This is a genomic window from Cyanobium gracile UHCC 0139, from assembly GCF_034931325.1.
GTDB classification, from domain to species: Bacteria; Cyanobacteriota; Cyanobacteriia; order PCC-6307; family Cyanobiaceae; genus Cyanobium; species Cyanobium gracile_B.
The window spans coordinates 168,749-192,864 of the sequence record NZ_JAYGHX010000001.1 but is presented as its reverse complement, the minus strand read 5'-3'; the positions used below and the strand labels follow the sequence as shown (position 1 = coordinate 192,864).

Here is a 24,116-nt window from a genome sequence, read left to right as displayed (position 1 = left end):
TTCCCTTCGGTCGGCGGACAGATCGGCCGGTGCGCCGCAAGCTAACGGCTGGCCCGTCCCCCGCCGGCGCGATGCAAGTCTTCAGCTCCTGGTCCGAGCGTCAGGCCCACCTCACCCGCTGGGCGCTGCTGCTGGGCTGGCTGGGGCTGATCGTCAGCCTGTTGCTTCCCGGCGTCGATCCCTGGCCGTTCGACCTGGATCGCTGCGGTCCCCTGCTGGAGTGCCATGCCCGGGAAGGCAACCAGATCTTCTGGGGCCTGGTGGTCCCCAGCGGTCTGCTGATCCTGGTGGCGCTCAGCCATGAGGTCTGGCGCCGCATCTGCCCGCTGGCCTTCGTCTCCCAGCTGTTCCGCGCCCTCCACTGGCAGCGCACCGTTCCCGGCAAGGGCGGCCGCCGCGAGGTGGTGAAGATCGAGGCGGACTCCTGGCTCGGACAGCACCACGTGCAACTGCAGTGGAGCCTGTTCATCGCCGGCCTCAGCCTGCGGCTGCTGGTGGTGAACAGCAGCCCCTTTGGGCTGGGCCTGTTCCTGGCGCTCACGGTGGCGGCGGCCCTGGCGGTGGGCTGGGCCTACGGCGGCAAGGCCTGGTGCCAGTACTTCTGCCCGATGGCGCCGGTGCAGGCCGTGGTCACCGGCCCCCGCAGCCTGCTGGGCAGCCCCGCCCACCTGGAGACCACCTCCCGCATCACCCAGTCGATGTGCCGCACCATCGGTGAGCAGGGCAAGCTGCAGAGCGCCTGCGTGGCCTGCCAGGCCCCCTGCATCGACATCGACTCCGAGCGGGCCTACTGGCAGACCTTCAGCGGCAAGAAGGGGCTGGCCTGGGCCTGGGCCTCCTATCCCGGCCTGGTGCTGGCCTTCTTTCTGCTGATCCGCGCCGCGGGGCCCGGCGGCATCGACTATCTGCGCAGCGGCCTCTGGGCCTACGACGCCCGCGCCATCGATCAGATCGCCCAGCCCCTGGTGCTGGGCGGCTGGAACACCCTGCTGCCCCGCTGGTTCACGATGCCCGCTCTGCTGGTGCTGGGCGGTGTCCTTTCGGTGGCCCTGTTCGGGGCTCTGGAGCGCTGGCTGCGATCCGGCCTTGCCGGGCTGCCGGCCGAGCGGGCCGCGGCCGTGGCGGGCCATCGCACCCGCCTGGCAGCGACGTTCCTGGCGGTGAACATCTTCTTCTGGTTCGCCGATCCCTCGCTGGGCCTCCTCGGCCCGAGGGGCGGGCAGCTGATCCGCTCGCTGGTGCTGGTCGTCAGCGGCATGTGGCTCTACCGGGGCTGGTCCCGCGACAAGGCCACCTACACCCGCGAGAGCACCAGCGCCAGCCTGCGCAAGCAGCTGGAGAAGCTGGTTCCCGAAATGGGGGATCTGCTGGACGGGCGCTCCCTGGCGGAGCTCAGCCCGGGGGAGGTGTTCACCCTCGCCAAGGTGCTGCCCAGCCAGATCAGCCAGACCAAGCGCGGGATCTACCGCGAGGTGCTCTCCGACCTGTTCGGCAGCGGCAGGCTCGACCGCGCCGCCTCCCTGGTGCAGCTGGAGGAGCTGCGCCAGTCCCTCAACCTCAAGGAGGAGGACCACCACGCTGCCGTGCGCGAGCTTTCGGTAAGCGACCCCCGCATCCTGCAGCTCGACCATCGCCAGCGGGAGATCCGCAGCCTGCGCCAGGAGGCCGCCGCTGAAGCGATCGAGGATCTGCTCGAGACCACCGGCCTCGGCGACCTGAGCGCGGCCCTGGCCGACGGTGACCACAGCGATCGGCTGGAGCGGATCCGCCAGGAGTACGCGCTCGATGAGGCCAGCTGGTCGGAGCTGCTGGCCTCCTTCGGTCCCGCCTCCAGCTTCGCCCGCGAGCGGGCCGAGGAGCAGCTGCAGCAGGTCCGGGATCGGCTCGCGGCCCGCCAGGCCCTGGCCCAGGCCGCCGCCGGCGAAGCCCTGCTGCGGCCGCTGCTGCCGGTGATCGACCGCGAGCTGGTCAGCCTGTTCGTCACCGTTGCGCCCTCCCTGCAGCCCTTCGCCGCCGAAGACCCCCTGGTGGAGCGCTTCCATGGGCTGCTCCCCCATGTCCCGGAAGGGGTGCTCACCCAGCTGCGGCGCCAGGACCGGGAACGGTGGGCCCCGGCCAGCGCAGGGGTCCCCGCCCCCCTCGATCCGCTCCCCGATCCGGCCGAGGTGCTCGATGGACTGTGGCGGGACCCCGATCCGGACACCGCCCTGTGGACCCTTTGGGTGCAGGATCAGCGGGATCCGGCGCGGGCGGCGGCCCTGCGGCGGGAGCCGAGGGTGGGTCTGCCCAGCAGCGCGGCCCTCGACCGGCTGCGGTCCGGGGAAGGGCTCGCCCTGGGCGGGCGCCTCCGCCGGCTCCTCGAGGTGCCGCTGATGGCGGGACTGTCGCCGGCGGCCTTGATCAACATGCTGCACTGGGGCGAGGAGCGGCAGCTGCAGAACGGCGAGGTGCTGTTCTCGGTCGGCGATACTCCCGACACCGTGGCGATCCTGCTGGAGGGCCGCTGCGAGGTGCGGCGCCCCTCGGCCAGCGACGGCGGGCTCGAGGTGATGGCCCGGATCCACAGCGGCGAACCGATCGGAGAGGTGTCCTTCCTCGTGGACCATCCCCGCCGCGCCGCGGTGCGGGCCATCGACGGACCCGCCACGGTGCTGGTGTTCGAGAGTTCGGAGTTCGAGCAGTTGCTGCAGCAGTCCTCCGAGTTCAACCGCGGCCTGCTGCACATCCTCGCCCTGAGGCTCGAGAACTCCTACGGCAAGCTGGGCACCACCAACGCGCCCCGCTGAGTCCGTGACCCCTCCCTCTCCGTGGCTGCCGATCCCCGGAGGCGTCACGGCTCCGGAGGGCTTCCTGGCCGCCGCCGTCACCGCCGGCCTGAAGGCCTCCGGCCGGCCGGATCTCTCCCTTCTGCTCTCCCCGCCCGGCGCCGCGTGCGCTGGCACCTTCACCACCTCGCTGGTGCGGGCCGCCTGCGTCGACCTCTGCGCCGAGCGCCTGGCGGCCGGCGGCGGCCACGCCAGGGCGGTGCTCACCAACTCCGGCCAGGCCAACGCCTGCACCGGCGAGCGCGGCCTGGCCGACAGCCTGCGGGCCACCGCCGAGCTGGCCGCTCGCCTGGACCTGGCGCCCGATGAGGTGCTGATCTGCTCCACCGGCGTGATCGGCGTGCCGATCCCGATGGAGGTGCTCGTGGCGGGCCTCGATCCCCTGGTGGCCGCCCTGGCCCCCGATGGCGGCGGCGCGGCGGCCGAGGCGATCCTCACCACGGATCTGGTGGCCAAGGAGATCGCCCTGGAGGCCCAGCTGGGCGGCCGCAGGGTGCGGATCGGCGGCATGGCCAAGGGCTCGGGGATGATCCACCCGGACATGGCCACGATGCTGGGCTACCTCACGTGTGATGCCGGCGTGCCGGCCGATGTCTGGCAGGACATGGTGAAACGGGCGGTGAATTGCTCCTTCAACGCCATCACGGTGGATGGCGACACCAGCACCAACGACACCTACCTGGCCTTTGCCGCCGGTGAGCCCCTGGGCCCGGAGCACTTTGCGGCGCTGGAGGCCGGCCTGACGGCGGTGTCGCAGCACCTGGCCCGGGCGATCGCCCGCGACGGCGAGGGCGCCACCTGCCTGATCGAGGTGAGGGTGGAGGGCGCCGCTGATGACGCCGGCGCCCGCGCCATCGCCCGCACCGTGGCCGGCTCGTCGCTGGTGAAGTGCGCCGTCCACGGCCGCGACCCCAACTGGGGCCGGATCGTGGCCGCCGCCGGCCGGGCCGGGGTGGCCTTCGACCCGCAGGCCGTGGCCCTGTGGCTGGGGGGGCACCAGCTGATGGCGGCGGGCCAGCCCCTGGCCTTCGACCGTCCGGCGGCGTCGGCCTACCTCAAGGCCCGCGCCGCCGGCGCCTACCTGGCCGACGACACGGTGGCGATCCGGTTGCTGGTGGGGGACGGCCCGGGCAGCGGCCTGGCCTGGGGCTGCGACCTCTCGGACCAGTACGTGCACATCAACGCGGACTACACGACGTAGGTGCCCACGGTCAGGATCCCGGGCACCGCTTGTCGGTGCGGGAGAACGCCGCTAGAGCGGTTGTGGGCAGAGGCTTTTCAGCAATGGAGCCCAACGCGTCATCAAATCCTCGACACTTCCATGACACCACCGGTCAAGAGGACAACTCTGGGTGCACGGGTGGCTGCGGTGCTGCTTCTGCCCCTGCTTCTGCCCCTGCTTCGGGGCCTGGGAGACCCCGCCAGCGCTCAGTATTCACCCAACTGTCAGCGCAATGGCGTCAAGGAGTTCTGTGCGATGACGCCGATCTCAGGGGCCACCAGCGAGAAACAGATCGTCGAGAAGATCACCTTTGCGGATCACACGGTCTATGAGGTTCTCAGAAATGAGACAACGTGCAAGCAGACCTCTGAGAGCGTGCGTACCTGTCATGCCAAAATCATCACTTCGCAGGGTGCTTCTGGGGTGATTCCTGCCTTCTACAGGGGCACCAGCTACGAAGGCGGTTACAAGCATGAGTATGTGGGGAAGGGTATCCACATCACCTATTTCTTTCTCGACTAGATCGGCAGAAGGATCCAACCAGACCGCGTTATTCCCGGCCGACCGATGACCTCTCTCCCCTTGTTCAGCCCGGTGCCGACGAGGTGCTGAGTCCATGGCTGGGCAAAATGGTGGCGATCGCGATGACGTCGATGGTTGCGGCCAGGCCCTCCACACCCCCCCGGGGTGCGCCCCCCGGGGGAACCCGTGAGCGTTCAACGTCCAGCCGCGCCTGGGACTGGCGGCTGTGGGCCATCGTGGGGCTCTGCTTCGGGGTTGGCTACGCCGTCAGCCTGCGCCTGCTGAGCCTCGGCGGCCCGGAGCAGGAGGGCGCCAGCCAGCGCTTCGACGTTCAGCCCGCTCCGGGCACAACGCTTGATTCCCTGCGCCAGCGCTTTGGCGGCGACGCCCGTGAGATCCGCGGTGATCTCGATCTGCTCGAGCTGGAGCAGGAGCAGAAGCAGGAGGCGGCCGCGATCGAGGAGCGGCGCCGCCAGATGGAGGATCGGGAGGCCCAGGAGCGCCAGCGCCTGCTCGAACCGGACGGGGAGTCCCCCCAGAGCGACCAGCCGGGCGCCCCCGGAGCCCCCGAGGCCGAACTCCCGGCCGCCCCTGCCCTGCCGCCGCCGCGCACGCCACCGGCCCGCGAGCGGGAGGAGGCCGGCCCTGCGCCGATCGCCCCGCCGCCGGTGAGCGCCCCACCGGCCCCCGCAAGCCAGCCCTGATCTGCCACAGTTCGGTGACTCTTCCGGTCAGGTCATGAGCGCGCCGCAGTTCCTCGCCAAGGCGGCCATGAACCGCCTGGCCGCCCGCCTGGGCAGCGGCCTGGCCGATGTGGCCGCCACCCTGGCGGCCCTCGCCCAGGAGGCTCCCGCCCGGGTGCAGCAGGAGCTGAGTCTGTTCTGGGAGGAAGTGGCGATGGAGGCCGAACGGATCGAGAACGACCGCGACACCGGAGCTCCCGCGTCCCGGGGCGGCGCCGCCGAGGATCCCCAGGAGCGCATCGATGCCCTGCGCGCGAAGGTGGCCGAACTCTCGCGGCGCCTCGACCGGATGCCCGCCGCCCCCGATGGTCCGCCGCGGTCGCCGGGGCAGCCCTGATGGCGGCCCTCTCCACCCCCGGGATCCTGCTGTCCCGCCTCTGGCGTTCGCTGCGCATCTGGCGCCTCGTGCTCCAGCTGCTGGCCGGCCTCTGGTGGGATGCCCGGCCCTGGACCTACCCGGGCGGGCGCACCCCCGAACGCCAGGCCGACCGCCAGCGCCGCCGGGCCCGCTGGCTCACGGCCCAGTTCCTTGAGCTCGGTTCCGCCTTCATCAAGCTCGGCCAGCTGCTCTCGGCCCGCCCCGACGTCCTCCCCGCCGACGTGGTGGAGGAACTGGCCCATCTGCAGGACCGGGTGCCGGCCTTCCCCTTCCCCGTGGTGGAGTCCCTGCTGGAGCAGGAGCTGGGGGAGCGGCGGGCGGAGATCATCGATCTGGAGATCGTGCCGCTGGGCTCGGCCAGCCTGGCCCAGGTGCACCGGGCCAGCCTGCGCAGCGGACGCCAGGTGGTGTTCAAGGTGCAGCGGCCGGGGCTGGAGCGCCTGTTCCGCCTCGATCTGGAGGTGCTCCAGCAGGTGGCGGCCGCGGTGCAGCGCCATCCCCGCTGGGGGGCCGGCCGTGACTGGGTGGGCATCGCCAAGGAGTGCCGCCGGGTGCTGCTGCGCGAGCTGGATTTCCGCCTCGAGGCCGAGCATGCGGCCCGGTTCCGCCAGCAGTTCCTCGACGACCCGGGTATCCGCATCCCGGCGGTGGTCTGGGAGCTGAGCTCCCGGCGGGTGCTCTGCCTCGACTACGTCCCCGGCATCAAGATCAACGACCGGGAGGCCCTGGTACGCGCCGGCATCGATCCGGCGGCCATCGCCGAGAAGGGGGCGGCCAGCTACCTGCAGCAGCTGGTCCGCTTCGGTTTCTTCCATGCCGACCCCCATCCCGGCAACCTCGCGGTCGCCAGCGACGGGGCGCTGATCTACTACGACTTCGGCATGATGGGCCAGATCTCCGAGCGGCTGCGCAGCCGGCTCGGGCGGATGGTCCGGGCCGCGGCGGCCCGGGATGCCGCTTCCCTGGTGGACGAGCTGCAACAGGCCGGGCTGATCGCCGCCGGCATCGACCAAGGGCCGGTGCGGCGGCTGGTGCGGGTGATGCTCACCGAAGCCCTCACGCCACCCTTCAGCGCCAACGTCATCGACAAGCTCTCCGGTGACCTCTACGAACTCGTCTACGGCCAGCCGTTCCGGCTGCCGCCCGAACTGATCTTCGTGATGCGGGCCCTCTCCACCTTCGAGGGGGTGGGCCGCAGCCTCGATCCGGGCTTTAGCCTGATCGCCATCGCCCGTCCCTACCTGTTGCCCCTCATGACCGCCAGCGGCAACGGCCCCAACGAACTGTTCAGCGAGCTCTCCCGACAGGCGGCGGAGGTGGGCAGCCGGGCTTTCGGGATCCCCCGGCGGCTGGACGAGAGCCTGGCCCGCATCGAACAGGGTGATCTTCAGGTGCTGATCCGCGCCGGCGAAACCGATCGCCTGCTGCGGCGCCTGGCCCTGGCCCAGCAGAGCGCCGGCCAGTCGTTCCTGCTCGGCGCCCTGGCGGTGGCGGCCGCGGTGCTGGCGGTGAGCGGCCGCCCGGCGCTCACCGCCGTGCCCCTGGTGCTGGCGGTGCCCGTCGGCCTCTCCTGGCTGAAGCTGCAGGCCAGGCTCCGGCGCGATGGCCGCCTCGACCAGCTGCCCGGGGTGGCGACGCCGGCCGGAAAGCAGTGAGCAGAGCCTGCGGTCAGGCCTCCTGCTCCCAGTTCTGCCACTGCCCTCTCGCCTGAACATCCATGGAGGATCTGTCCCGCTGGATCGGGCAATGGCTGGCCAATCCCCACGTGAGGAGTCTTGGGCTGGCCATCGCGGGAGTGGGGATCATCTCGATTGTTTCGCGTCTGGCCAAGCGGTCGCTACCCCGCTATCTGCCGGGTTCTGACAGCCGCTACTACGCCAGGAAGATCATCACCTTCCTGGGCTACTTCGGTTCCCTGATCCTGGTCGCCTCTGTCTTCCGTGACAGCCTGGGGGGCCTTTCTGTCGCCATTGGCGTGGCCAGTGCCGGCATCGCCTTCGCCCTGCAGGAGGTGATCGCCAGCGTGGCGGGCTGGATCGCCATCTCCTTCGGTGGCTTCTACGAAACGGGTGACCGGGTGCAGCTCGGCGGCATCCGAGGGGACATCATCGACATCGGCATCTTGCGCACCACCCTCATGGAGCTTGGCGAATGGGTGGAGTCGGATCTCTACACGGGCAGGATCGTGCGGATCGCCAACAGCTTCGTCTTCAAGGCGCCCGTCTTCAACTATTCCGGCGATTTCCCCTTCCTCTGGGACGAGATCAAGGTCCCCGTGAAATACGGCAGCGACCACCGTCTCGCCCGCCGGATCCTGGAGCGTGTGGTGCAGGAGGTGGTCTCCAATGAGACGACGGAAAAGGCCATCAGGGCCTGGAAGGGGATGGTGAGCAAGTACCTGGTCGAGAATGCCAGGGTGGATCCGGCGGTCACCCTGGTGATCACGGACAACTGGATGGAGTTCACCATCCGCTACGTGGTGGACTACAAGATCCGCCGTCTCACCAAGGATCGGCTCTACACGAGGATCCTCGATGAGTTCCTCACGGCTGAGCAGCGCGTGGAGATCGCCTCCACCACGGTTCACCTTGTGGAGGCGCCTGAATTCCGGGTACGCGTCAGGGGTCCAGAGGGATGAGGCAGGGCAAAGCCACGTGTGATGCGGGCCCGCTTCACACGTGAGGGGGTGGGCCGTAGCCCCGATCAGGGTTTTGGCTTGATCCCCAGCGCCGGTCCTTAGCTGTTGCCCCTCATGACCGCCTGCGGCAACGGCCCCGCCGGACTGTTCAGCGAGCGCTCCCGCCGGGCGGCCTCTGTGCGGTCCGGAGGTCCGGTCGGGTCCTGGGGACGATGCGCTCAGGGTTGCAGCGGCACTCCCAGGGCCGGAATGTCCAGGGGACGGGCACCCAGCAACCCCTGTAGGGAGCGCTGCTCCAGCGCGTCGATCACCTCGGCCGCGTTCGTCACCTTGTCGGACCAGTCGCTGGCCTGGTCCTGGCGGTTCAGGGCATCGGAGGATCCGGCTGCCTCCGGTTTCTGATAGACGTGAGCGAAACCTTTCTGCTCCAGGAGTTGATGAACCCGGCCACCCTGCTCGTGATTGGGATGGTCGCACCAGTCCTCGTAGTTGATGACGCAACGCCTGGGCGGGCTCGCCTGGGTCGCCGCCGCGCAGGGTTTCCCTGGATCGCTTCCTGCCTGGAGACTGCGCAGGTAGTAGTCGGAGATGGACCGGCAGTAGGTCACGAAGGATTCGGGACATATCCTCACGCTGTAACCGGTCGTATTGACACGGTTCCAGCGTCGCGAGTCGGTCTTGATCAATGATATATAGCTGTCAATCAGGGCCCGCTGATGAAGAATGAAGGGGTAGGTTCTGCAGAGGTCGTCATGGCATTCCGGTGCAAGATGGTTCGGAAAGAGTTCAAGCGTGTAGGTGTCTTCCCTGGCGTCGAGGAGCTCACAGACGCGTCTGGCGATTCTGGGTTCACGGAAGAGGTTGTAGGCCGGTCCGATCGCTGCGCCGGCTTTCTCCAGAAGGACGGAGAGAAGCCGAGCAGGCCTCAGGCTCTCCTTTTTCTTGAGTCGATGACTGATCTGATGGAGATAGCTTGCCGAGCGGCGGGGTGCGGCTTGCATGCGAAGAACCCGGCTGGGCAGGAGCCCCTTGATCAGGGGATCTGCTGCCATTTCTCTGCCGAAATCACTCAGAATGTAGGGTTTCTTGTCATAGAAGCGCAGGCCGCTCGGGCCCTCGGCGCAATGGATAGAGGCCTGCGGGTGGAAGGGCTCGCAGACGAATTCAGACTGCATCGATTGCAGCAGCTGGCCGAACCGGGAGGATCCGGTGCGAGGCGCTGCAACGCTGAGGATCAGCATGCTGGCCGCGGCCCCCGGGGGCTCAGGCCTTGCCCCGCGGTCCCCGGTCCTCCACGCCGGCATACACCGCCTGGCTGCCCAGTTCATCCTCGATGCGCAGCAGCTGGTTGTACTTGGCGACCCGGTCGCTGCGGCTGAGGGAGCCGGTCTTGATCTGGCCGGCCCGGGTGGCCACCGCCAGGTCGGCGATGGTCACATCCTCCGTCTCGCCGCTGCGGTGGCTGATCACGCTGGTGTAGCCGGCCCGGGTGGCCATGTCGATGGCCTGGAGGGTTTCGGTCAGCGAGCCGATCTGGTTCACCTTGATCAGGATCGAGTTGGCGATCCCCTGCTCGATGCCCTGCTGCAGGCGGGTGGTGTTGGTCACGAACAGGTCGTCGCCCACCAGCTGCACGGTGCCCCCCAGGCGCTCGGTCAGCAGGCGCCAGCCCTCCCAGTCGTCCTCGGCCAGGCCGTCCTCGATCGAGACGATCGGGAAGCGGCCCGCCAGGGCCGCCAGCTGGTCGACCATCTCGGCGCTGGTGAAGCTGCCGCCGCCGAAGGCGTACCGGCCATCGGCGTAGAACTCGGTGCTGGCCACGTCGAGGGCCAGGGAGATCTGGTCGCCGGGCCGGTAGCCGGCCTTCTCGATCGCCTGCATCAGCAGCTCCCCGGCGGCGTCGTTGCCGGCCAGGTCGGGGGCGAAGCCACCCTCGTCGCCCACCGCGGTGGAGAGGCCCTGATCCTTGAGCAGCCCCTTGAGGGTGTGGAACACCTCGGCGCCCATGCGCAGGGCTTCGCGGAAGCTGCCGGCGCCGTGGGGCACCAGCATGAACTCCTGGAAGTCCAGGTTGTTGGAGGCGTGGGCGCCGCCGTTGATGACGTTCATCAGCGGCACCGGCAGCAGGGTGGCCATCGGGCCGCCCAGGTAGCGGTAGAGGGGCAGGCCGAGGGCCTTGGCGGCGGCGTGGGCCGTGGCCAGGCTCACGGCCAGGATGGCGTTGGCGCCGAGGGCGGATTTGTTGTCGCTGCCGTCGAGTTCGTTCATGGCCTCGTCGACGGCGCCCTGGTCGAGGGCGCTCAGGCCGCAGAGGGCCGGAGCGATGCGCTCCTCGATGTTCTCCACCGCCTTGCTGACGCCCTTGCCGAAGTAGGCCTTCTCGCCGTCCCGCAGTTCGTGGGCCTCATGGGCGCCGGTGCTGGCGCCGCTGGGCACGATGGCGCGGCCGCTGGCGCCGCCCTCCAGATACACCTCCGCCTCCACCGTGGGGGTGCCGCGGGAGTCGAGCACTTCGCGGGCAACGATGGAGTCGATGACGAGGTCGAGGGAGTCGTACACAGGGGGTGTGCTGGTGGGCGAATCCTATGGGGGGCCCCATGCCCCTGCCTGTGTTCCCTGCGCCACCCCTCTCGTCAGAATGGCCCCACTGGTGCACCGCCGATGAGACTCCTCCACACCATGCTCCGGGTGGGTGATCTGGAGCGCTCCCTGCGCTTCTACACCGAGGTGCTGGGCATGAAGCTGCTGCGCCGCAAGGACTATCCCGGCGGCGCCTACACCCTGGCCTTCGTCGGTTACGGCGACGAGACGGACACCACCGTGCTGGAGCTCACCCACAACTGGGACACCAGCGCCTACGAGATCGGCACGGGGTTCGGCCATCTGGCCATCGGTGTCGATGACGTCTACGCCACCTGCGCGGCGATCACCGCCAAGGGCGGGCGTGTGGTGCGCGAACCCGGTCCGAAGCAGCACGGCACCACGGTGCTCGCCTTCGTGGAGGATCCGGATGGCTACAAGGTGGAACTGATCCAGACGTCGTCCCGGACCGATGCGCACTGACCCCCGCCCGCGGGACGACCGGGGGCCGGCGGCCGCTCCGGCCAGCCTCACCGGCGATCCCGACCGCTTCAGCGACGCCGCCTGGGATCTGCTGATCGCCACCCAGGATCAGGCCCGGCGCTGGCGCCACGGCGCCATGGACGTGGAGCACCTGCTGCTCACCCTGCTGCTGAACCGGCGCTTCGCCACCTGGGTGGACCCCCTTCCCCTCGACGAGGACCGGCTGCTGGACCGGCTTGAAACCTTCTGCGCCGAGCAGCCGGACGGGGGCGGTGGCACCCTCTACATCGGCGATGCCCTCGAGGATCTCCTGGAGGAGGCCGACCGCCGCCGCGCCGCCTGGGGATCGCGCCTGCTGGATGTGCCCCACCTGCTGCTGGCCCTGCTGGCGGAACCCCGCATCGGGGCGTCGCTGCTGGCGGAGGAGGGGCTGAGCGAGGACCTGCTGCTGCGCCAGTGGCGTCCCCTGCCGGCCGCGGGCGAGGCCGCTTCCGCCGGGGCCGCCGGGGCCGGCGTGGCGTCGGCCGCCCCCGCCCCTTCGCCGGCGCCGACCCCGGCCCCGGCCCGGCCGGCCCCGGCGCCGCCGCCGGCGGGCCCCCTGCGAGCGGCCGCCCCCCCCGCCCCACCGCGGCCACCTTCGGCGCCGGAGCCCGCCATGACCCTGCAGCGGGAGGGGGAGCCCGAACCCGGCGCCCTCGACCGCTACGGCCGCGACCTCACCGCCGCCGCCCGGGCCGGCGAACTCGATCCGGTGGTGGGGCGCGACACCGAGATCCGCCGGCTGATCCAGGTGCTCTCCCGGCGCAGCAAGAACAATCCGGTGCTGATCGGGGAGCCCGGTGTCGGCAAGACGGCTGTGGCCGAATCCCTGGCCCAGCGGATCGTGGCCGGTGAGGTGCCCGATGCCCTGCGGGGCCTGCGGCTGGTGGCCCTGGATCTGGGCGCCCTGATCGCCGGGGCCAAGTTCCGCGGCCAGTTCGAGGAGCGCCTGCGCAGCGTGCTGTCCGAGGTCCGCGACAACGACGGAGTACGCGGCGAGGACGGGGAAGGCTGCAGGGCCGGCGGGGTGGTGCTGTTCATCGACGAACTGCACACCGTCGTGGGCAGCGACCGCTCCGGCGCCGATGCGGCCAGCATCCTCAAGCCGGTGCTGGCCCGCGGCGACCTGCGCTGCATCGGCGCCACCACCCCCGAGGACTACCGGCGCAGCATCGAAAAGGACCCGGCCCTGGAGCGTCGCTTCCAGCAGGTGGTGATCCGCGAACCCGATGGCCCCACCTGCCTCGAGATCCTGCGGGGCCTGAAGGAGCGCTATGAGCTCCACCATGGCGTCACCATCACCGATGGGGCCCTGGTGGCGGCCTCCCGGCTGGCCTCCCGTTACATCAGCGACCGCTGCCTGCCGGATTCGGCCATCGACCTGATCGATGAGGCCGCCGCCAACCTGCGCATGGAGGCCACCTCCAAGCCTCAGGTGGTGGAGGCGGCCGAGGCGGAACTGCGGCGGGTGGAACTGGCGCTGCTGGCCGCCGAGGCGGCGCCCCTGGAGGAGCGGGTACAGCTGCAGGAGCAGCGGCGCCTCGCCCACGAGCAGCTCGACCGCCTGCAGCGGCGCTGGGCGGGGGAACGGGAGCGTCTGGCCGAGCTGCGCGAGCTGCTGCAGCAGGACGAGGACCTGCGCCATGCCATTGCCGAGGCCGAGCGGGACGGGGACCTGGAGGAGGCGGCCCGGCTCCAGTACGACCAGCTGCACGGGGTGCAGCAGCGCCGGGCGGCCCTGGAGGCGGAACTGCAGAGCGATCCGATGCTGAGGGAGCAGGTGGAGGAGGGGGACATCGCCGATGTGGTGGCCCGCTCGACCGGCATCCCCATCCAGCGGCTGCTGGCCGGTGAACGCCAGAAGCTGCTGGAGCTGGAGCAGCGCCTCGGCGAGCGGGTGATCGGCCAGCCCGAGGCGGTGGCGGCGGTGGCGGCCTCGATCCGCCGCTCCCGCGCCGGCATGCAGGCCCCCACCCGGCCGGTGGGGTCGTTCCTGTTCCTGGGGCCCACGGGGGTGGGCAAGACGGAACTGGCCAAGGCCCTGGCGGCCGCCCTCTTTGATGAGGAGGAGGCGCTGGTGCGGCTCGACATGAGCGAATTCATGGAGCGCAACGCCGTCGCCCGCCTGGTAGGGGCCCCCCCCGGCTACGTGGGCTACGAGGAGGGCGGCCAGCTCACCGAGGCCGTGCGCCGCCGCCCCTACGCGGTGCTGCTGCTCGACGAGGTGGAGAAGGCCCACCCCGATGTCTTCAACCTGCTGCTGCAGGTGCTGGACGACGGCCGCCTCACCGATTCCCAGGGCCGCACGGTCGACTTCCGCCACACGGTGGTGATCATGACCAGCAACCTGGCCAGCCGCGCCATCCTCGAGCGGGCCCGCGCCGTCCCCTCCCCCGGCGAGCCGGGGGATCCCCGCCCCGACGAGGGGGAGCAGGCCCGGGACCGGAGCCTTGATCGGGCGGTGGAGGAGGCCCTCTCACGCCAGTTCCGGCCCGAGTTCCTCAACCGCATCGACGAGGTGATCCGTTTCCGTCCCCTCGCCAGGCCCGACCTCGAGCGCATCGTGCGGCTGCAGCTGGCGGAGCTGGCCCTGCTGCTGCGGGAGCAGCATCTGGAGCTGGAGGTCGACGAGGCCGTCGTGGTGGCCCTGGCCGCCCAGGGTTACGAGCCGGAGTACGGGGCCCGGCCCCTGCGCCGGGTGCTGCGGCGTCGCATCGAGAACCCCCTGGCCACCGAACTGCTCGAGGATCACTTCACGGCGGCCAGGGGGGTGCGGCTCGAGCTCGCCGGCCCCGGGGAGGCGGGCTTCCGCTTCGTGCCCCTGGCGGACACCAGGGAAGGACGTCCGGTAGGGTGATCGTTTGTCGATGTCTGCCGACACCAGGGCAGCCATCGGAATCCACACCGTGGACCCCATTCCCCCCGCCACCACCACCACGAGCAGTCCCGACGGCCCCCTGGCCCGGAGGAATGGCGCGTCTGAACCCGACGACGGGCCGGACGGCTTCCCCTCCGAGGAGAGCGAGCCCACCGGGTTCGTGGCGGTCACCCTCGCGGAGCTGCGCAAGGTCGTCTGGCCGAGCCGTCAGCAGCTGTTCAGCGAGTCGGTGGCGGTGATCCTGATGGTGAGCCTTTCGGCCGCGGCGATCGCCGCGATCGACCGCTTCTATCACTGGGGATCGACCCAGATCTTCCGTTGATGACCCTTCCCCTGTCTGCCGTGCCTGAGATCGAACCGGACGCCCCCGAGGTGCTGGAGCTCCCCGCCGGGGGCATCGACCCCGCTGTGGAGGGCATGGACCCTGCCGCCGAGGGCAGTGCCGAAGCGGCCGAAGCCGCCAAGCCCCAGGTGGCCCGCTGGTTCGCCGTCCAGGTGGCCTCCAGCTGCGAGAAGAAGGTGAAGGCCACCCTCGAGCAGCGGGCCGTCACCCTGGGGGTGAGCAACCGGATCCTGGAGATCGAGATCCCCCAGACACCCGGCGTGAAGCTGAAGAAGGACGGCAGCCGCCAGTCGATCGAAGAGAAGGTGTTCCCCGGCTACGTGCTGGTTCGCATGGTCCTCGATGAGGACACGATGATGGCGGTGCGCAGCACCCCCAACGTCATCAACTTCGTGGGCCAGGAGGAGCGCCGCGCCACCGGCAAGGCCCGCGGCCACATCCGGCCCAGACCCCTCAGCCGCCAGGAGGTCGACCGCATCTTCAAGCGTGCCGCCGAGAAGAAGCCCGTCCTCAAGGTCGACCTCACCGAAGGGGATCAGATCCTCGTCACGGCCGGTCCGTTCAAGGACTTCCAGGGCGAGGTCATCGAGGTTTCCGGCGAACGCAGCAAGCTGAAGGCCCTCCTGTCGATCTTCGGCAGGGAGACCCCGGTGGAACTCGAGTTCTCCCAGATCAGCAAACAGAGCTGATCGAGCGGCGGCCGCCTCCCTGCGGAGGGCGGCCCCGGGTGGTCCCCTTGAGGGCCGCCATCCCGCCGGGCCGGCCACCGCCCCGGCGATCCGCAAGCCTCCCGCGAGGGAGTTCAGTCCCGCACTCCCGCAAGGGAGTTTCGCCCCCTAGCCCAGCCGATGGCCAAGAAAGTCGTAGCTGTGATCAAGCTGGCCCTCCAGGCCGGCAAAGCGAACCCCGCACCACCGGTGGGCCCTGCCCTCGGTCAGCACGGGGTCAACATCATGGCGTTCTGCAAGGAGTACAACGCCCGCACCCAGGAGAAGGCCGGGTACGTGATCCCGGTGGAGATCTCGGTCTTCGAAGACCGCAGCTTCACCTTCATCACCAAGACCCCGCCCGCTTCGGTGCTGATCTCCAAGGCCGCCGGCATCGATAAGGGTGCCGCCACCTCCGCCAAGGGAGCGGTGGGTGCCATCAGCCGCGCCCAGCTCGAGGAGATCGCCAAGACCAAGCTGCCCGACCTCAACTGCACCAGCGTCGAGTCGGCCATGCGCATCATCGAAGGCACCGCCCGCAACATGGGCGTCGCCGTCAAGGACTGATCGGCAACGATCGTCGTTCCACACCCGTTCACCTCTCCGCTTCACCTTTCTGGGGGAGACCGATCACGGTCGTCCGCACCCCTTAACGCCATGACAAAAGTCTCCAAACGCTTCACCGCCCTCGCCGCCAAGGTCGAGGACCGCGCCTACGAACCGCTCGAGGCCCTCGAGCTGGTCAAGGACACCGCCACCGCCCGCTTCGACGAGACCGTCGAAGCCCATGTGCGCCTGGGCATCGATCCCAAGTACACCGACCAGCAGCTGCGCACCACCGTGGCCCTGCCCCACGGCACCGGCCAGACCATCCGCATCGCCGTGATCGCCCGGGGTGAGAAGGTGGCCGAAGCCAAGGCCGCCGGTGCCGACCTGGCTGGCGACGATGAGTTGGTGGATCAGATCGCCGGTGGCGCGATCGACTTTGATCTGCTGATCGCCACCCCCGACATGATGCCGAAGGTGGCGAAGCTCGGCCGGGTGCTCGGTCCCCGCGGCCTGATGCCGAACCCCAAGGCCGGCACCGTCACCACCGATCTGGGCGGCGCCATCAGCGAGTTCAAGGCCGGCAAGCTGGAGTTCCGGGCCGATCGGGCCGGCATCGTCCATGTGCGTTTCGGCAAGGCCAGCTTCGACACCGCCAAGCTGCTGGAGAACCTCAAGGCCCTGCAGGAAACCATCGACCGCAACAAGCCCAGCGGTGCCAAGGGTCGCTACTGGAGGAGCCTTTACGTCGCCTCCACCATGGGCCCCTCGGTGCAGGTCGACTTCGCCGCTCTCCAGGACATCAAGCAGGAGAGCTGAGCGCCCGCCGTGCCTGCCTCGTCCTGGGTGCGGATCGGCGGCTGGGTGGCGGTGCCGCTCACGCTGCTGGCGCTGGGGTGGGGCCTGCTCTCCAGGCCCCCGTCCACCTCCAAGGCATCCCCGGCACCGGCCCCCCGTCGCGACGCTCCGGTCACCTTCGTCGGCGATTCCCTCACGGCCCAGGGCGACTGGCAGGCGGCCTTCCCCGATCGCGTGGTGTACAACCAGGGCGTCAGCGGTGACACCAGCTTTCAGCTGATGGCCCGCCTGCCGCAGATCCGCCGGACCGACGCCGGCACCTACCTGGTGATGGTGGGCATCAACGACATCGTCTGGGGCTATGACCCCGGCCGGATCGCCGGCCGGATCCAGTGGCTGCGGACCGGCCTCCAGATCGGCACGGGGGCCAGGGTGATCATCCAGTCCACGATTCCCTGCGCCAGCTTCCGCTGCGGTGCCGACGGAGTCCGCCGGGTGGCCGAGCTCAATGCGTTGCTTGCCCGTCAGACTCCCCCGCGCGACTTCGTCGATCTGACTCCGGTGATGGCGGACGGCGACGGTCTCAGGCGTGCCTACACGGTGGATGGCGTGCATCTGAATGCCGCCGGTTATGCCCGCTGGACAGCACAGCTGCGGGAGCTGGGCCTGCCGTGATGTAAGTTCAAGAACTGGATTCGTCCAGAAGGGCACGCGCCCCACCCAAGACAGCAGGTCGTCAGAGTTGCCGATTTCGGTCGGTCGTTCACTGCCGTAAGCCCTGCCGAGGTTCACGCGATTGGTTTTTGCCTGGGCTGGGGTCTCCAATGGAGTCCTTCAGATCGGAGCGGAGCGAAGAGCGGCCTCGAAGCCCCCCGCAAGGGGAGGCCGTCCGGACCGCGTTCCCTGCTTGTTCCCCCGATCCGATCCACCTCCTATGGGCCGCACGCTGGAGAACAAGCAACAGATCGTCGAAGAGCTCAAGGGGCTCCTCGGTGAAGCCGAAATGGCGCTGGTCCTTGATTACAAGGGCCTGACCATCAAGGAGATGACTGATCTGCGGACCCGTCTGCAGGCCAGCAACGGTGTGTGCAAGGTGACCAAAAACACCTTGATGCGCCGTGCCATCGATGGTGACAGCGCCTGGTCGGATCTCGATTCCCTGCTCACCGGTACCAACGCCTTCGTCCTGGTCAAGGGCGATGTCGGCGGTGCGGTGAAGGCCCTGCAGTCCTTCCAGAAGGACACCAAGAAGTCGGATGTGAAAGGAGGCCTTTTCGAAGGCAAGCTCCTGTCCCCCTCCGACATCCAGGCCATCGGGGATCTGCCCTCCAAGGAGGTGCTCATGGCCCAGATCGCCGGTGCGATCAATGGCCTGGCCACCAAGCTGGCTGTGGGCATCAACGAGGTTTCGTCCGGTCTCGCCAGGGCGCTCAAGCAGCACGCCGAATCCGGCGAAGGTTGAGTTCGCACCCCGCGAACCCCTGGGCTCCACCGATCCTCCCGTTCTGTTGCTGATTCCCCCCCATGTCCGCTACCACCGACCAGATTCTCGAACAACTGAAAACCCTCTCCCTGCTTGAGGCTTCCGAGCTCGTCAAGCAGATCGAAGAGGCCTTCGGCGTGTCCGCCGCCGCCTCTGCCGGCGTCGTCATGGCCGCCGCCGCCCCCGGCGCTGCCGCCGAGGCCGTCGAGGAGCAGACCGAATTCGACGTCATCCTCGATGGCTTCGATCCGGCCGCCAAGATCAAGGTGCTCAAGGCCGTCCGCGAGGCCACCGGCCTCGGTCTGGGCGAAGCCAAGGCCCTTGTCGAAGCCGCTCCCAAGGCTGTCAAGGAAGGCATTTCCAAGGCCGATGCCGAAGCTCTCAAGAAGAGCATCGAAGAAGTGGGTGGCAAGGTCTCCATCAAGTGACCCGTCGTCGCCAGGCCTTCGGGTCCGGCAACCGCCTCTGATCTCAGCCGGTCCTTCGGGGCCGGCTTTTTCATGGGCCATTCGAGGACGGGCACGATCCAGACAGAAAAAAGAGCCCCGCCGAAGGCAGGGCTCTGGAGATGGAACGATTCCGGGAGTCTGTCCTCGTTTCGACCCTGGAAGAGCGTCCTTCACTCCTCACGCCATCAAGTTAAACGGGGCGAAAGGGGGATGGCAGCAGGGAGGACCGGAGATTCAACTGGCCACAGCCCCGGCCTCGCCACGGCTCAGAGCCCTTCGCCGCTGCTGCCGCTGTAGGGAATCACCTGGAGGGCGACGGCCCGGCCGGAGCGGCCCACCGACATGCTGTCCTCGCCCTGGCCAGCGGCCGTCTCGGGGGTGGACAGGGCTGGAGGTTGGGCCCGACCGGGGCCGAGGGGCCGGCGCCAGGTGGGGGCGCCGCCGGCGCTGGCGATCAGCTGCTCAAGCGGGGTGGGACTGGCGAAGTAGAGGTGGCTCAGGGCCCGTTCCCCGTAGGTGCGGCGTTTCAGATCCCAGCCCGGTTCGAGGCTGAGGGCCACAAACCCGTCGCGATCCCGCAGGGGGATGTCGGCCCTGCCCACCACGAGGATGGCCGAGGTGCCGGGCGAGATGGCCTGGAGCTCGAGGCGGGATCCCACCTGTTGCACCCTCAGCCGGTAGGTGGTGCCGATGTCCTGCTCCGCGACCCGCAGGGAATAGCCGTTGCTGTCGAGGTAGCGGTTGCAGATGCCGGTGTAATCGAACCGGTTCAGGGTCGGATCCACCAGGCCGTCCGGGCGGGTCTGCCAGCAGGCGGGCTGGGGCGTCAGCTGCTCCAGCACCAGGAGGGTCCAGTCGTTGTCGCCCACCGGGCGGGCCAGCACCGCGAAGCGCTCGGCGTCGACGTCCACGCTCTGGAAGAGGCCGGCCGCCATGGCCAGCCGGGGCTGGACCATCGGCAGGCCGGTTCCGGCCAGGGCCAGGCCCGCCAGGGCCAGGTAGGTTCGCTGCATGGGAACACCTCCAGGGCCCGGGCGTTCTCCGGGAGAGAGGGCCCCATTCAAGCGATCCTGTCAAGACGACTCCATGGGCGATCGACCGGTGCGGGTAGTGGCTGCCGCCTGTGACGGGGCCTGCAGCGGCAACCCCGGTCCGGGGGGCTGGGGCGCCTTGCTGCGCTTCGAGGACGGCTCCGTCAGGGAGCTGGGGGGGGCGGCACCGGCCACCACCAACAACCGGATGGAGCTCACCGCCGCCCTGGCGGTGCTGGAGGCCGTGCGGGAGCTGCCGCGCCATCCCGATCTGGTGCTCCGCACCGACAGCCGCTATCTGATCGACGGCTTCGAGAAATGGATGGCCGGCTGGAAGCGCAAGGGATGGCGCACGGCCTCCGGCGGGGCGGTGCTCAACCGTGATCTCTGGGAGCAGCTGGATGCCGCCCGGGTGCCCGGGCTGGCCCTGCGCCATGTGCGCGGCCACAGCGGGGACCCGGACAACGACCGCTGCGATGCGATCGCGGTCGCCTTCTCCCGCGGCCAGTCCCCGGCCCTGGCGAGCGAGGCCCAGGCGGCGACGAGCGAGGCCCCGGTGGTGGCGGATTCCCCCGATCCGGCCCCGGCGTCCCTGCAGCAGCTGCTCACCCGCCTGGAGCTGGCCGACCGGCTGGCGGCGGGCGGCTACAGCCTGCGGGCCGTGGAGCTCGCCCGGCTGCTCGAAGTTCCCACGGCCGGGCTGGAAGGAAAGTCGGAGCCCTGGCATTGGCGCGACTGGCTCGTCAGGCCCCTGGGCAACGGGTGCTGGCGCCTGGAGCGCGGCGCGGGAGGATTGGAGAGGCCGCAGTGAGGAGACAGGGATGCCGCAGGAGCCATCGACCAGCGGCGGCCAGGTGGGGACCGGCGCCCTCTATGCCCGGTTCGTCGAGCCCCTGCTGCGTCGTGATGACGGCGCCGATGCGGAGCAGCTGAGCCGCCTCACCCTCCTGGCCCTGGGCCAGGCAGCCCTGCGGCGGCGCTGGCCGCTGGTGAGCGGCAGCCTGGAGGGCCTCGGGGCGGAACTGCAGCGGCGGGACCCCCGGCTGGAGCAGACCCTGTTCGGCTGTCGCTTCGCCAATCCCGTGGGGCTGGCGGCGGGTTTCGACAAGAACGGGGTGGCAGCCGCCATCTGGCACCGCTTCGGCTTCGGATTTGCCGAACTGGGCACCATCACCTGGCAGCCCCAGCAGGGCAATCCCCGGCCGCGGCTGTTCAGGCTGGCGGAGGAACGGGCGGCGCTCAACCGCATGGGCTTCAACAACGACGGGGCCCGGGGCGTGCGCCGGACCCTGGAACGCCAGGAGCTTCCACCCCCCGGGCAGCGGCCCGCGGTGCTGGGCATCAACCTCGGCAAATCCAAGGCGGTGTCGCTCGAGATGGCCCCGGACGATTACGCGGCCTCCCTGGAGCTGCTGGCCCCCCTGGCCGACTACGCCGTCGTCAACGTCAGCTCCCCCAACACCCCGGGGCTGAGGGATCTGCAGGAGGAGGCCCAGCTCCGCCGACTGGTGGAGCGGTTGCGGCGCCTGCCGGCCTGCCCGCCCCTGCTGGTCAAGATCGCCCCCGACCTGGAGGACGACGCCATCGACACCATCGCCCGGCTGGCCTATGAGGAGGGGCTGGCCGGCGTGATCGCCGTGAACACCTCGGTTCACCGGCTCGGACTGGACGGACGCCGGCTGGTGGCCACGGGTCGCACCCTGGCCGAGGAGACCGGAGGGCTGAGCGGCCGGCCCCTGCGGCGGCGGGCGGTCGAGGTGCTGCGTCGGCTGCGGGCGACCGCCGGTCCGGCCCTGCCGCTGATCGGTGTGGGGGGCATCGATTCGGCCGAGACCGCCTGGGAGCGGATCAGCGCGGGAGCCTCGCTGATCCAGATCTACACCGGTTGGATCTACGAAGGCCCCGTACTTGTCCCGTCGATTCTGGAGGGATTGTCGCGCCAGCTCGACGCCCATGGATGCCGGACGCTTTCCGAAGTTGTAGGTTCGGGGATGCCCTGGCGTCCCTGATTCGGTAACTTTCGCAGGCATCGGATCGGAGCCTTGGTTTTTTCTGGCCTGGTCGGCTTGAAGGATGATCTGGAGGATCGACTGAGGCCCATCCGCGCTCAGCTGTTCCCCCGCCAGCTGCTGCTGGAACTTCAGGACGATTCCCTGAAGGGCCAGGTGCTCAGGGGATCGGGTCCGGAGGCCGTGAGCATCGATCTGCCCCTGCCGCCCCTCACCTGCCTCGATGGCCAGCCCCTGGAAAAGGAGCCCCTCGGCGACCTGATTGGCGATCTTCTGGTGCGCGACGGCCTGCTTGATGCCGTCGTCCTGGCCTCCCTTCCGGAGGGGGCGGCCCAATGGCGGGTCCTGGAGTGGCCTTTCGAAGCCATCCCCGATGACCCCATCCAGGCGCTGCGCACCATCGACCCGCCCCTGAACCTCGCGGTCCCCCTGTCGGAAGCCACGATCGATCTGCGCCCCCTGCCAGGTTCCACCCCCCGGCTGCTGATGGCCGTGACCCCTCGAAAGCTGGTGGACGACTGGATCGATGTCTTCAATCTGGCCGGCGTTCAGCTCGAGCGGCTGGCTCCGGCCGAATCCTGCCGGCTGGCGGCCGTTGCCTCCCTGCTGGAAGCGGCGCCGGAGGACGAGCTGGCCGTATTGATCCATCCCCTGCCGGCCGGGGCCCGGCTGTTGCTCCTTCGTCGCACGGAGCCGGTTTTCGACTGGCCGTTGCCCGAGGACGATGACGCCCTGGTCAGGGAGGTCAGCCGCTGCGTGACCTTCTACCGTCGACGGGATTCCTCCATTCGTCGGCTCAGGCTGTTGCTCAGCGCGCCCCTCTCCAGCCAGGACAACCTGCAGGACGCCCTGGGCGTGCGGGCCGAGATCCTCACCCCCGAACCCTTCGGGTCCCTGGTGCTCCAGGGCCTGGCGATGGTGGAGTCGGCCCGATGAGCGCACCGATCCTCGATCTGCTTCGGGAGCGGCGAAAGGAACTCGGCCAGGAGAGCATGGTTTCGGCCCTGCTCGATCGACGGCCGCTGCTGTTGCGGGGTGCCCTGGTCGGTGCGATTGTCCTTGGGGCGTCCGTGGGCGCCACCGCCCTGGTGTTCCTCCGCTTCCAGTACGTCCGGATGCAGGCAGCCCAGCTTGCCCGGTTTGAAGCCGAGTCGACTCAGATCCAGGCGGAGATGGCGGCCAGCCGGGCCAAGCTCGATCAGTTGGCGGCCACCAACCGCAGCCTGACCGAGGGCCTCACCACGCTGCGCACCTCCTCCGCCCTCCTGGCCGACCTGCAACTGCGCACCCCCGAGGGGATCCAGCTCCAGAGCGCCGAGGCTGAGGGCACGAACCTGGTCCTCAAGGGACAGGCCCTCGATCCCCTGGCCTTCGCCCGCATCAACGCCTTGCAGCTGGAACTCTCCCGCTCCCCCTTGCTGCAGGGCAAGGGGGTGGCGCTCGTCAAGCTGGAGCGGGTTCCTCCCGCCGAACAGCCGGCCGGACAGGCGGGGAGCGCCCCCCCCCCGACGGTTCGCTTCGAGTTGTCCGGTCCGTTCGCCACCCTTCCTCCCGCCCGTCAGCTGAGCGTCATGCGGCAGCTGGGATCGGAGGGCATGGTGCGTCGTCTTCAGCTTCTCCAGGCGGAGGGCCTCATCCCATGACCAACCTTCAGCAGGGCTCCAAGCGACTTCCGGTGGCCAGCCTGCGCCTGATCTGGCTGCTCCTGCCGGCAGGCGTGCTGGGAGGCCTTGGGCTGCTGGTGATCCTGGCGGGTCTGGTGCCCCTCTGGGCCAGCCTGCAGCGCGACAGTCAGCGCCTCCAGGAGTTGGAGCAGCTGCGGGATCAGGTGACCCTGATGCGGGGGCAGCTGGTGACCACCCAGGAAAGCACCGAGACCGCCATGGCCAGCAAGGCCAAGATCGAGCGGCTGATCACGGGCAACGGTGACCTGTCCACCTTCCTGGCCATGCTCGACCGCGAGGCCGCCGCCTCGGGCGTGGAGCTGACCCTGTTCGAGCCCACCCAGGCGGCAGCCCCCGCCGCCACCACCGCCCCCAATGCCCCGCCGCCGCCCGCCCCTGCGCCGGGGGCCCCAGGCGCCGCACCTCCTGCCCAAGGCGCCGCGGCGAAGGACCCCCTGGCGTTGCAGGGACTGACCCTGCGCACCCTGCTGGTTTCCGCCAAAGGCGCCTTCCCTTCATTGCTGGCCTTTCTGCGTCGCCTGGAAGCCCTGAATGTGCTGGTGGTGCAGAGCGATCTCAATCTCACCCTCCCCGACGATGGCCCCACCGACGGGGCCACGGCCACCCGCGGCCCCCGGCCCGTGGTCATGAAGCTCACCCTCGGCCTCTACAGCCGCACACCCGCCCAAGCCGCCCCCCCAGCGACTCCAGCTCCAGCTCCAGCACCCGCCCCCGCACCATCCAGCTGACCATGCCGATGCACCGCGACCCGGTAAG

General features: G+C 69.7%; 24 protein-coding genes. 21 read left to right on the top strand and 3 right to left on the bottom strand.

The window, feature by feature from the left end:
- Positions 1-71 precede the first annotated feature (71 nt).
- From VB738_RS00960 to VB738_RS00930, 7 genes are all read left to right on the top strand, one after another.
- On the top strand, positions 72-2,786 hold the full coding sequence (locus VB738_RS00960; RefSeq protein WP_323303951.1) for a cyclic nucleotide-binding domain-containing protein: 2,715 nt from the start codon (positions 72-74) through the stop codon (positions 2,784-2,786).
- A 4-nt stretch (positions 2,787-2,790) separates the two neighbouring features.
- On the top strand, positions 2,791-4,026 hold the full coding sequence (gene argJ / locus VB738_RS00955) for a bifunctional glutamate N-acetyltransferase/amino-acid acetyltransferase ArgJ (RefSeq protein ID WP_323303950.1): 1,236 nt from the start codon (positions 2,791-2,793) through the stop codon (positions 4,024-4,026).
- 120 nt (positions 4,027-4,146) lie between these two features.
- Positions 4,147-4,569 (top strand): hypothetical protein, encoded by a 423-nt coding sequence (locus tag VB738_RS00950; RefSeq protein ID WP_323303949.1) that lies wholly within the window; start codon positions 4,147-4,149, stop codon positions 4,567-4,569.
- 122 nt (positions 4,570-4,691) lie between these two features.
- Positions 4,692-5,273: a hypothetical protein gene (locus VB738_RS00945; RefSeq protein ID WP_323303948.1), complete on the top strand. Its 582-nt coding sequence runs from the start codon at positions 4,692-4,694 to the stop codon at positions 5,271-5,273.
- A gap of 34 nt (positions 5,274-5,307) precedes the next feature.
- Positions 5,308-5,649: a hypothetical protein gene (locus VB738_RS00940; protein ID WP_323303947.1), complete on the top strand. Its 342-nt coding sequence runs from the start codon at positions 5,308-5,310 to the stop codon at positions 5,647-5,649.
- Entirely contained in the window at positions 5,649-7,346 is a 1,698-nt protein-coding gene (locus tag VB738_RS00935) for an AarF/ABC1/UbiB kinase family protein (RefSeq protein WP_323303946.1), read from the top strand. Before VB738_RS00940 ends, VB738_RS00935 begins: the two co-directional genes overlap by 1 nt.
- A gap of 62 nt (positions 7,347-7,408) precedes the next feature.
- On the top strand, positions 7,409-8,329 hold the full coding sequence (locus VB738_RS00930) for a mechanosensitive ion channel family protein (protein WP_323303945.1): 921 nt from the start codon (positions 7,409-7,411) through the stop codon (positions 8,327-8,329).
- A 218-nt stretch (positions 8,330-8,547) separates the two neighbouring features.
- On the opposite strand, the gene VB738_RS00925 is transcribed toward VB738_RS00930, so the two are convergent.
- Together VB738_RS00925 and eno are read right to left on the bottom strand one after the other, a co-directional pair.
- Positions 8,548-9,570 (bottom strand): hypothetical protein, encoded by a 1,023-nt coding sequence (locus VB738_RS00925; RefSeq protein ID WP_323303944.1) that lies wholly within the window; start codon positions 9,568-9,570, stop codon positions 8,548-8,550.
- Between the two features lie 22 nt (positions 9,571-9,592).
- Positions 9,593-10,888, bottom strand: coding sequence for a phosphopyruvate hydratase (gene eno / locus VB738_RS00920; protein WP_323303943.1), 1,296 nt, complete (start codon positions 10,886-10,888; stop codon positions 9,593-9,595).
- Positions 10,889-10,990: 102 nt separating this feature from the next.
- Here eno and gloA point away from each other — a divergent pair, with 102 nt between their 5' ends.
- The 9 genes from gloA (at position 10,991) to rplL (ending at position 18,614) form a co-directional block, all read left to right on the top strand.
- Positions 10,991-11,392 carry a lactoylglutathione lyase gene (gene gloA / locus VB738_RS00915; protein ID WP_323303942.1) on the top strand — a complete coding sequence of 134 codons (402 nt, stop codon included), beginning with the start codon at positions 10,991-10,993 and terminating at the stop codon, positions 11,390-11,392.
- A complete protein-coding gene (locus VB738_RS00910) occupies positions 11,382-14,288 on the top strand; it encodes an ATP-dependent Clp protease ATP-binding subunit (RefSeq protein WP_323303941.1) in 2,907 nt (968 codons plus the stop codon). The genes gloA and VB738_RS00910 overlap by 11 nt, the downstream gene beginning before the upstream one ends.
- 10 nt (positions 14,289-14,298) lie before the next feature.
- Entirely contained in the window at positions 14,299-14,631 is a 333-nt protein-coding gene (gene secE, locus VB738_RS00905; RefSeq protein ID WP_323303940.1) for a preprotein translocase subunit SecE, read from the top strand.
- Between the two features lie 95 nt (positions 14,632-14,726).
- On the top strand, positions 14,727-15,341 hold the full coding sequence (nusG, locus tag VB738_RS00900) for a transcription termination/antitermination protein NusG (RefSeq protein ID WP_323304389.1): 615 nt from the start codon (positions 14,727-14,729) through the stop codon (positions 15,339-15,341).
- Between the two features lie 159 nt (positions 15,342-15,500).
- Entirely contained in the window at positions 15,501-15,926 is a 426-nt protein-coding gene (rplK, locus tag VB738_RS00895) for a 50S ribosomal protein L11 (RefSeq protein ID WP_323303939.1), read from the top strand.
- Positions 15,927-16,016: 90 nt separating this feature from the next.
- Positions 16,017-16,724, top strand: a complete 708-nt coding sequence (gene rplA, locus VB738_RS00890; RefSeq protein ID WP_323303938.1) for a 50S ribosomal protein L1 — start codon at positions 16,017-16,019, stop codon at positions 16,722-16,724.
- A gap of 9 nt (positions 16,725-16,733) precedes the next feature.
- Complete coding sequence (locus tag VB738_RS00885) at positions 16,734-17,378, top strand: GDSL-type esterase/lipase family protein (RefSeq protein ID WP_323303937.1); 645 nt, start codon at positions 16,734-16,736, stop codon at positions 17,376-17,378.
- A 259-nt stretch (positions 17,379-17,637) separates the two neighbouring features.
- On the top strand, positions 17,638-18,165 hold the full coding sequence (gene rplJ / locus VB738_RS00880) for a 50S ribosomal protein L10 (RefSeq protein WP_323303936.1): 528 nt from the start codon (positions 17,638-17,640) through the stop codon (positions 18,163-18,165).
- Between the two features lie 62 nt (positions 18,166-18,227).
- A complete protein-coding gene (gene rplL, locus VB738_RS00875; protein ID WP_323243375.1) occupies positions 18,228-18,614 on the top strand; it encodes a 50S ribosomal protein L7/L12 in 387 nt (128 codons plus the stop codon).
- Between the two features lie 287 nt (positions 18,615-18,901).
- Here rplL and VB738_RS00870 read toward each other — a convergent pair whose 3' ends face one another.
- Positions 18,902-19,648, bottom strand: a complete 747-nt coding sequence (locus tag VB738_RS00870) for a DUF3747 domain-containing protein (RefSeq protein WP_323303935.1) — start codon at positions 19,646-19,648, stop codon at positions 18,902-18,904.
- Between the two features lie 73 nt (positions 19,649-19,721).
- Here VB738_RS00870 and VB738_RS00865 point away from each other — a divergent pair, with 73 nt between their 5' ends.
- Genes VB738_RS00865 through VB738_RS00845 form a run of 5 tightly spaced genes read left to right on the top strand, consistent with a single transcriptional unit; the run spans position 19,722 to position 24,088 of the window.
- Positions 19,722-20,477, top strand: a complete 756-nt coding sequence (locus tag VB738_RS00865; RefSeq protein WP_323303934.1) for a ribonuclease H — start codon at positions 19,722-19,724, stop codon at positions 20,475-20,477.
- A gap of 10 nt (positions 20,478-20,487) precedes the next feature.
- Positions 20,488-21,675 (top strand): quinone-dependent dihydroorotate dehydrogenase, encoded by a 1,188-nt coding sequence (locus VB738_RS00860; protein ID WP_323303933.1) that lies wholly within the window; start codon positions 20,488-20,490, stop codon positions 21,673-21,675.
- A 57-nt stretch (positions 21,676-21,732) separates the two neighbouring features.
- Entirely contained in the window at positions 21,733-22,611 is an 879-nt protein-coding gene (locus VB738_RS00855) for a hypothetical protein (protein WP_323303932.1), read from the top strand.
- Positions 22,608-23,318 carry a PilN domain-containing protein gene (locus VB738_RS00850; RefSeq protein ID WP_323303931.1) on the top strand — a complete coding sequence of 237 codons (711 nt, stop codon included), beginning with the start codon at positions 22,608-22,610 and terminating at the stop codon, positions 23,316-23,318. Before VB738_RS00855 ends, VB738_RS00850 begins: the two co-directional genes overlap by 4 nt.
- The gene (locus VB738_RS00845; RefSeq protein WP_323303930.1) at positions 23,315-24,088 is read left to right on the top strand and encodes a hypothetical protein; all 774 of its coding nucleotides are present in this window, start codon (positions 23,315-23,317) and stop codon (positions 24,086-24,088) included. The genes VB738_RS00850 and VB738_RS00845 overlap by 4 nt, the downstream gene beginning before the upstream one ends.
- Positions 24,089-24,116: the final 28 nt, after the last annotated feature.

Excerpts from the sequence above, each read along its gene's own strand:
- VB738_RS00960 (WP_323303951.1), top strand. The coding sequence starts at position 72 with ATGCAAGTCTTCAGCTCCTGGTCCGAGCGTCAGGCCCACCTCACCCGC.
- VB738_RS00950 (WP_323303949.1), top strand. The coding sequence starts at position 4,147 with ATGACACCACCGGTCAAGAGGACAACTCTGGGTGCACGGGTGGCTGCG.
- VB738_RS00945 (WP_323303948.1), top strand. The coding sequence starts at position 4,692 with ATGACGTCGATGGTTGCGGCCAGGCCCTCCACACCCCCCCGGGGTGCG.
- VB738_RS00940 (WP_323303947.1), top strand. The coding sequence starts at position 5,308 with ATGAGCGCGCCGCAGTTCCTCGCCAAGGCGGCCATGAACCGCCTGGCC.
- VB738_RS00935 (WP_323303946.1), top strand. The coding sequence starts at position 5,649 with ATGGCGGCCCTCTCCACCCCCGGGATCCTGCTGTCCCGCCTCTGGCGT.
- VB738_RS00930 (WP_323303945.1), top strand. The coding sequence starts at position 7,409 with ATGGAGGATCTGTCCCGCTGGATCGGGCAATGGCTGGCCAATCCCCAC.
- VB738_RS00925 (WP_323303944.1), bottom strand. The coding sequence starts at position 9,570 with ATGCTGATCCTCAGCGTTGCAGCGCCTCGCACCGGATCCTCCCGGTTC.
- gloA (WP_323303942.1), top strand. The coding sequence starts at position 10,991 with ATGAGACTCCTCCACACCATGCTCCGGGTGGGTGATCTGGAGCGCTCC.
- VB738_RS00910 (WP_323303941.1), top strand. The coding sequence starts at position 11,382 with ATGCGCACTGACCCCCGCCCGCGGGACGACCGGGGGCCGGCGGCCGCT.
- secE (WP_323303940.1), top strand. The coding sequence starts at position 14,299 with ATGTCTGCCGACACCAGGGCAGCCATCGGAATCCACACCGTGGACCCC.
- nusG (WP_323304389.1), top strand. The coding sequence starts at position 14,727 with ATGGACCCTGCCGCCGAGGGCAGTGCCGAAGCGGCCGAAGCCGCCAAG.
- rplK (WP_323303939.1), top strand. The coding sequence starts at position 15,501 with ATGGCCAAGAAAGTCGTAGCTGTGATCAAGCTGGCCCTCCAGGCCGGC.
- rplA (WP_323303938.1), top strand. The coding sequence starts at position 16,017 with ATGACAAAAGTCTCCAAACGCTTCACCGCCCTCGCCGCCAAGGTCGAG.
- rplJ (WP_323303936.1), top strand. The coding sequence starts at position 17,638 with ATGGGCCGCACGCTGGAGAACAAGCAACAGATCGTCGAAGAGCTCAAG.
- rplL (WP_323243375.1), top strand. The coding sequence starts at position 18,228 with ATGTCCGCTACCACCGACCAGATTCTCGAACAACTGAAAACCCTCTCC.
- VB738_RS00870 (WP_323303935.1), bottom strand. The coding sequence starts at position 19,648 with ATGCAGCGAACCTACCTGGCCCTGGCGGGCCTGGCCCTGGCCGGAACC.
- VB738_RS00865 (WP_323303934.1), top strand. The coding sequence starts at position 19,722 with ATGGGCGATCGACCGGTGCGGGTAGTGGCTGCCGCCTGTGACGGGGCC.
- VB738_RS00860 (WP_323303933.1), top strand. The coding sequence starts at position 20,488 with ATGCCGCAGGAGCCATCGACCAGCGGCGGCCAGGTGGGGACCGGCGCC.
- VB738_RS00850 (WP_323303931.1), top strand. The coding sequence starts at position 22,608 with ATGAGCGCACCGATCCTCGATCTGCTTCGGGAGCGGCGAAAGGAACTC.
- VB738_RS00845 (WP_323303930.1), top strand. The coding sequence starts at position 23,315 with ATGACCAACCTTCAGCAGGGCTCCAAGCGACTTCCGGTGGCCAGCCTG.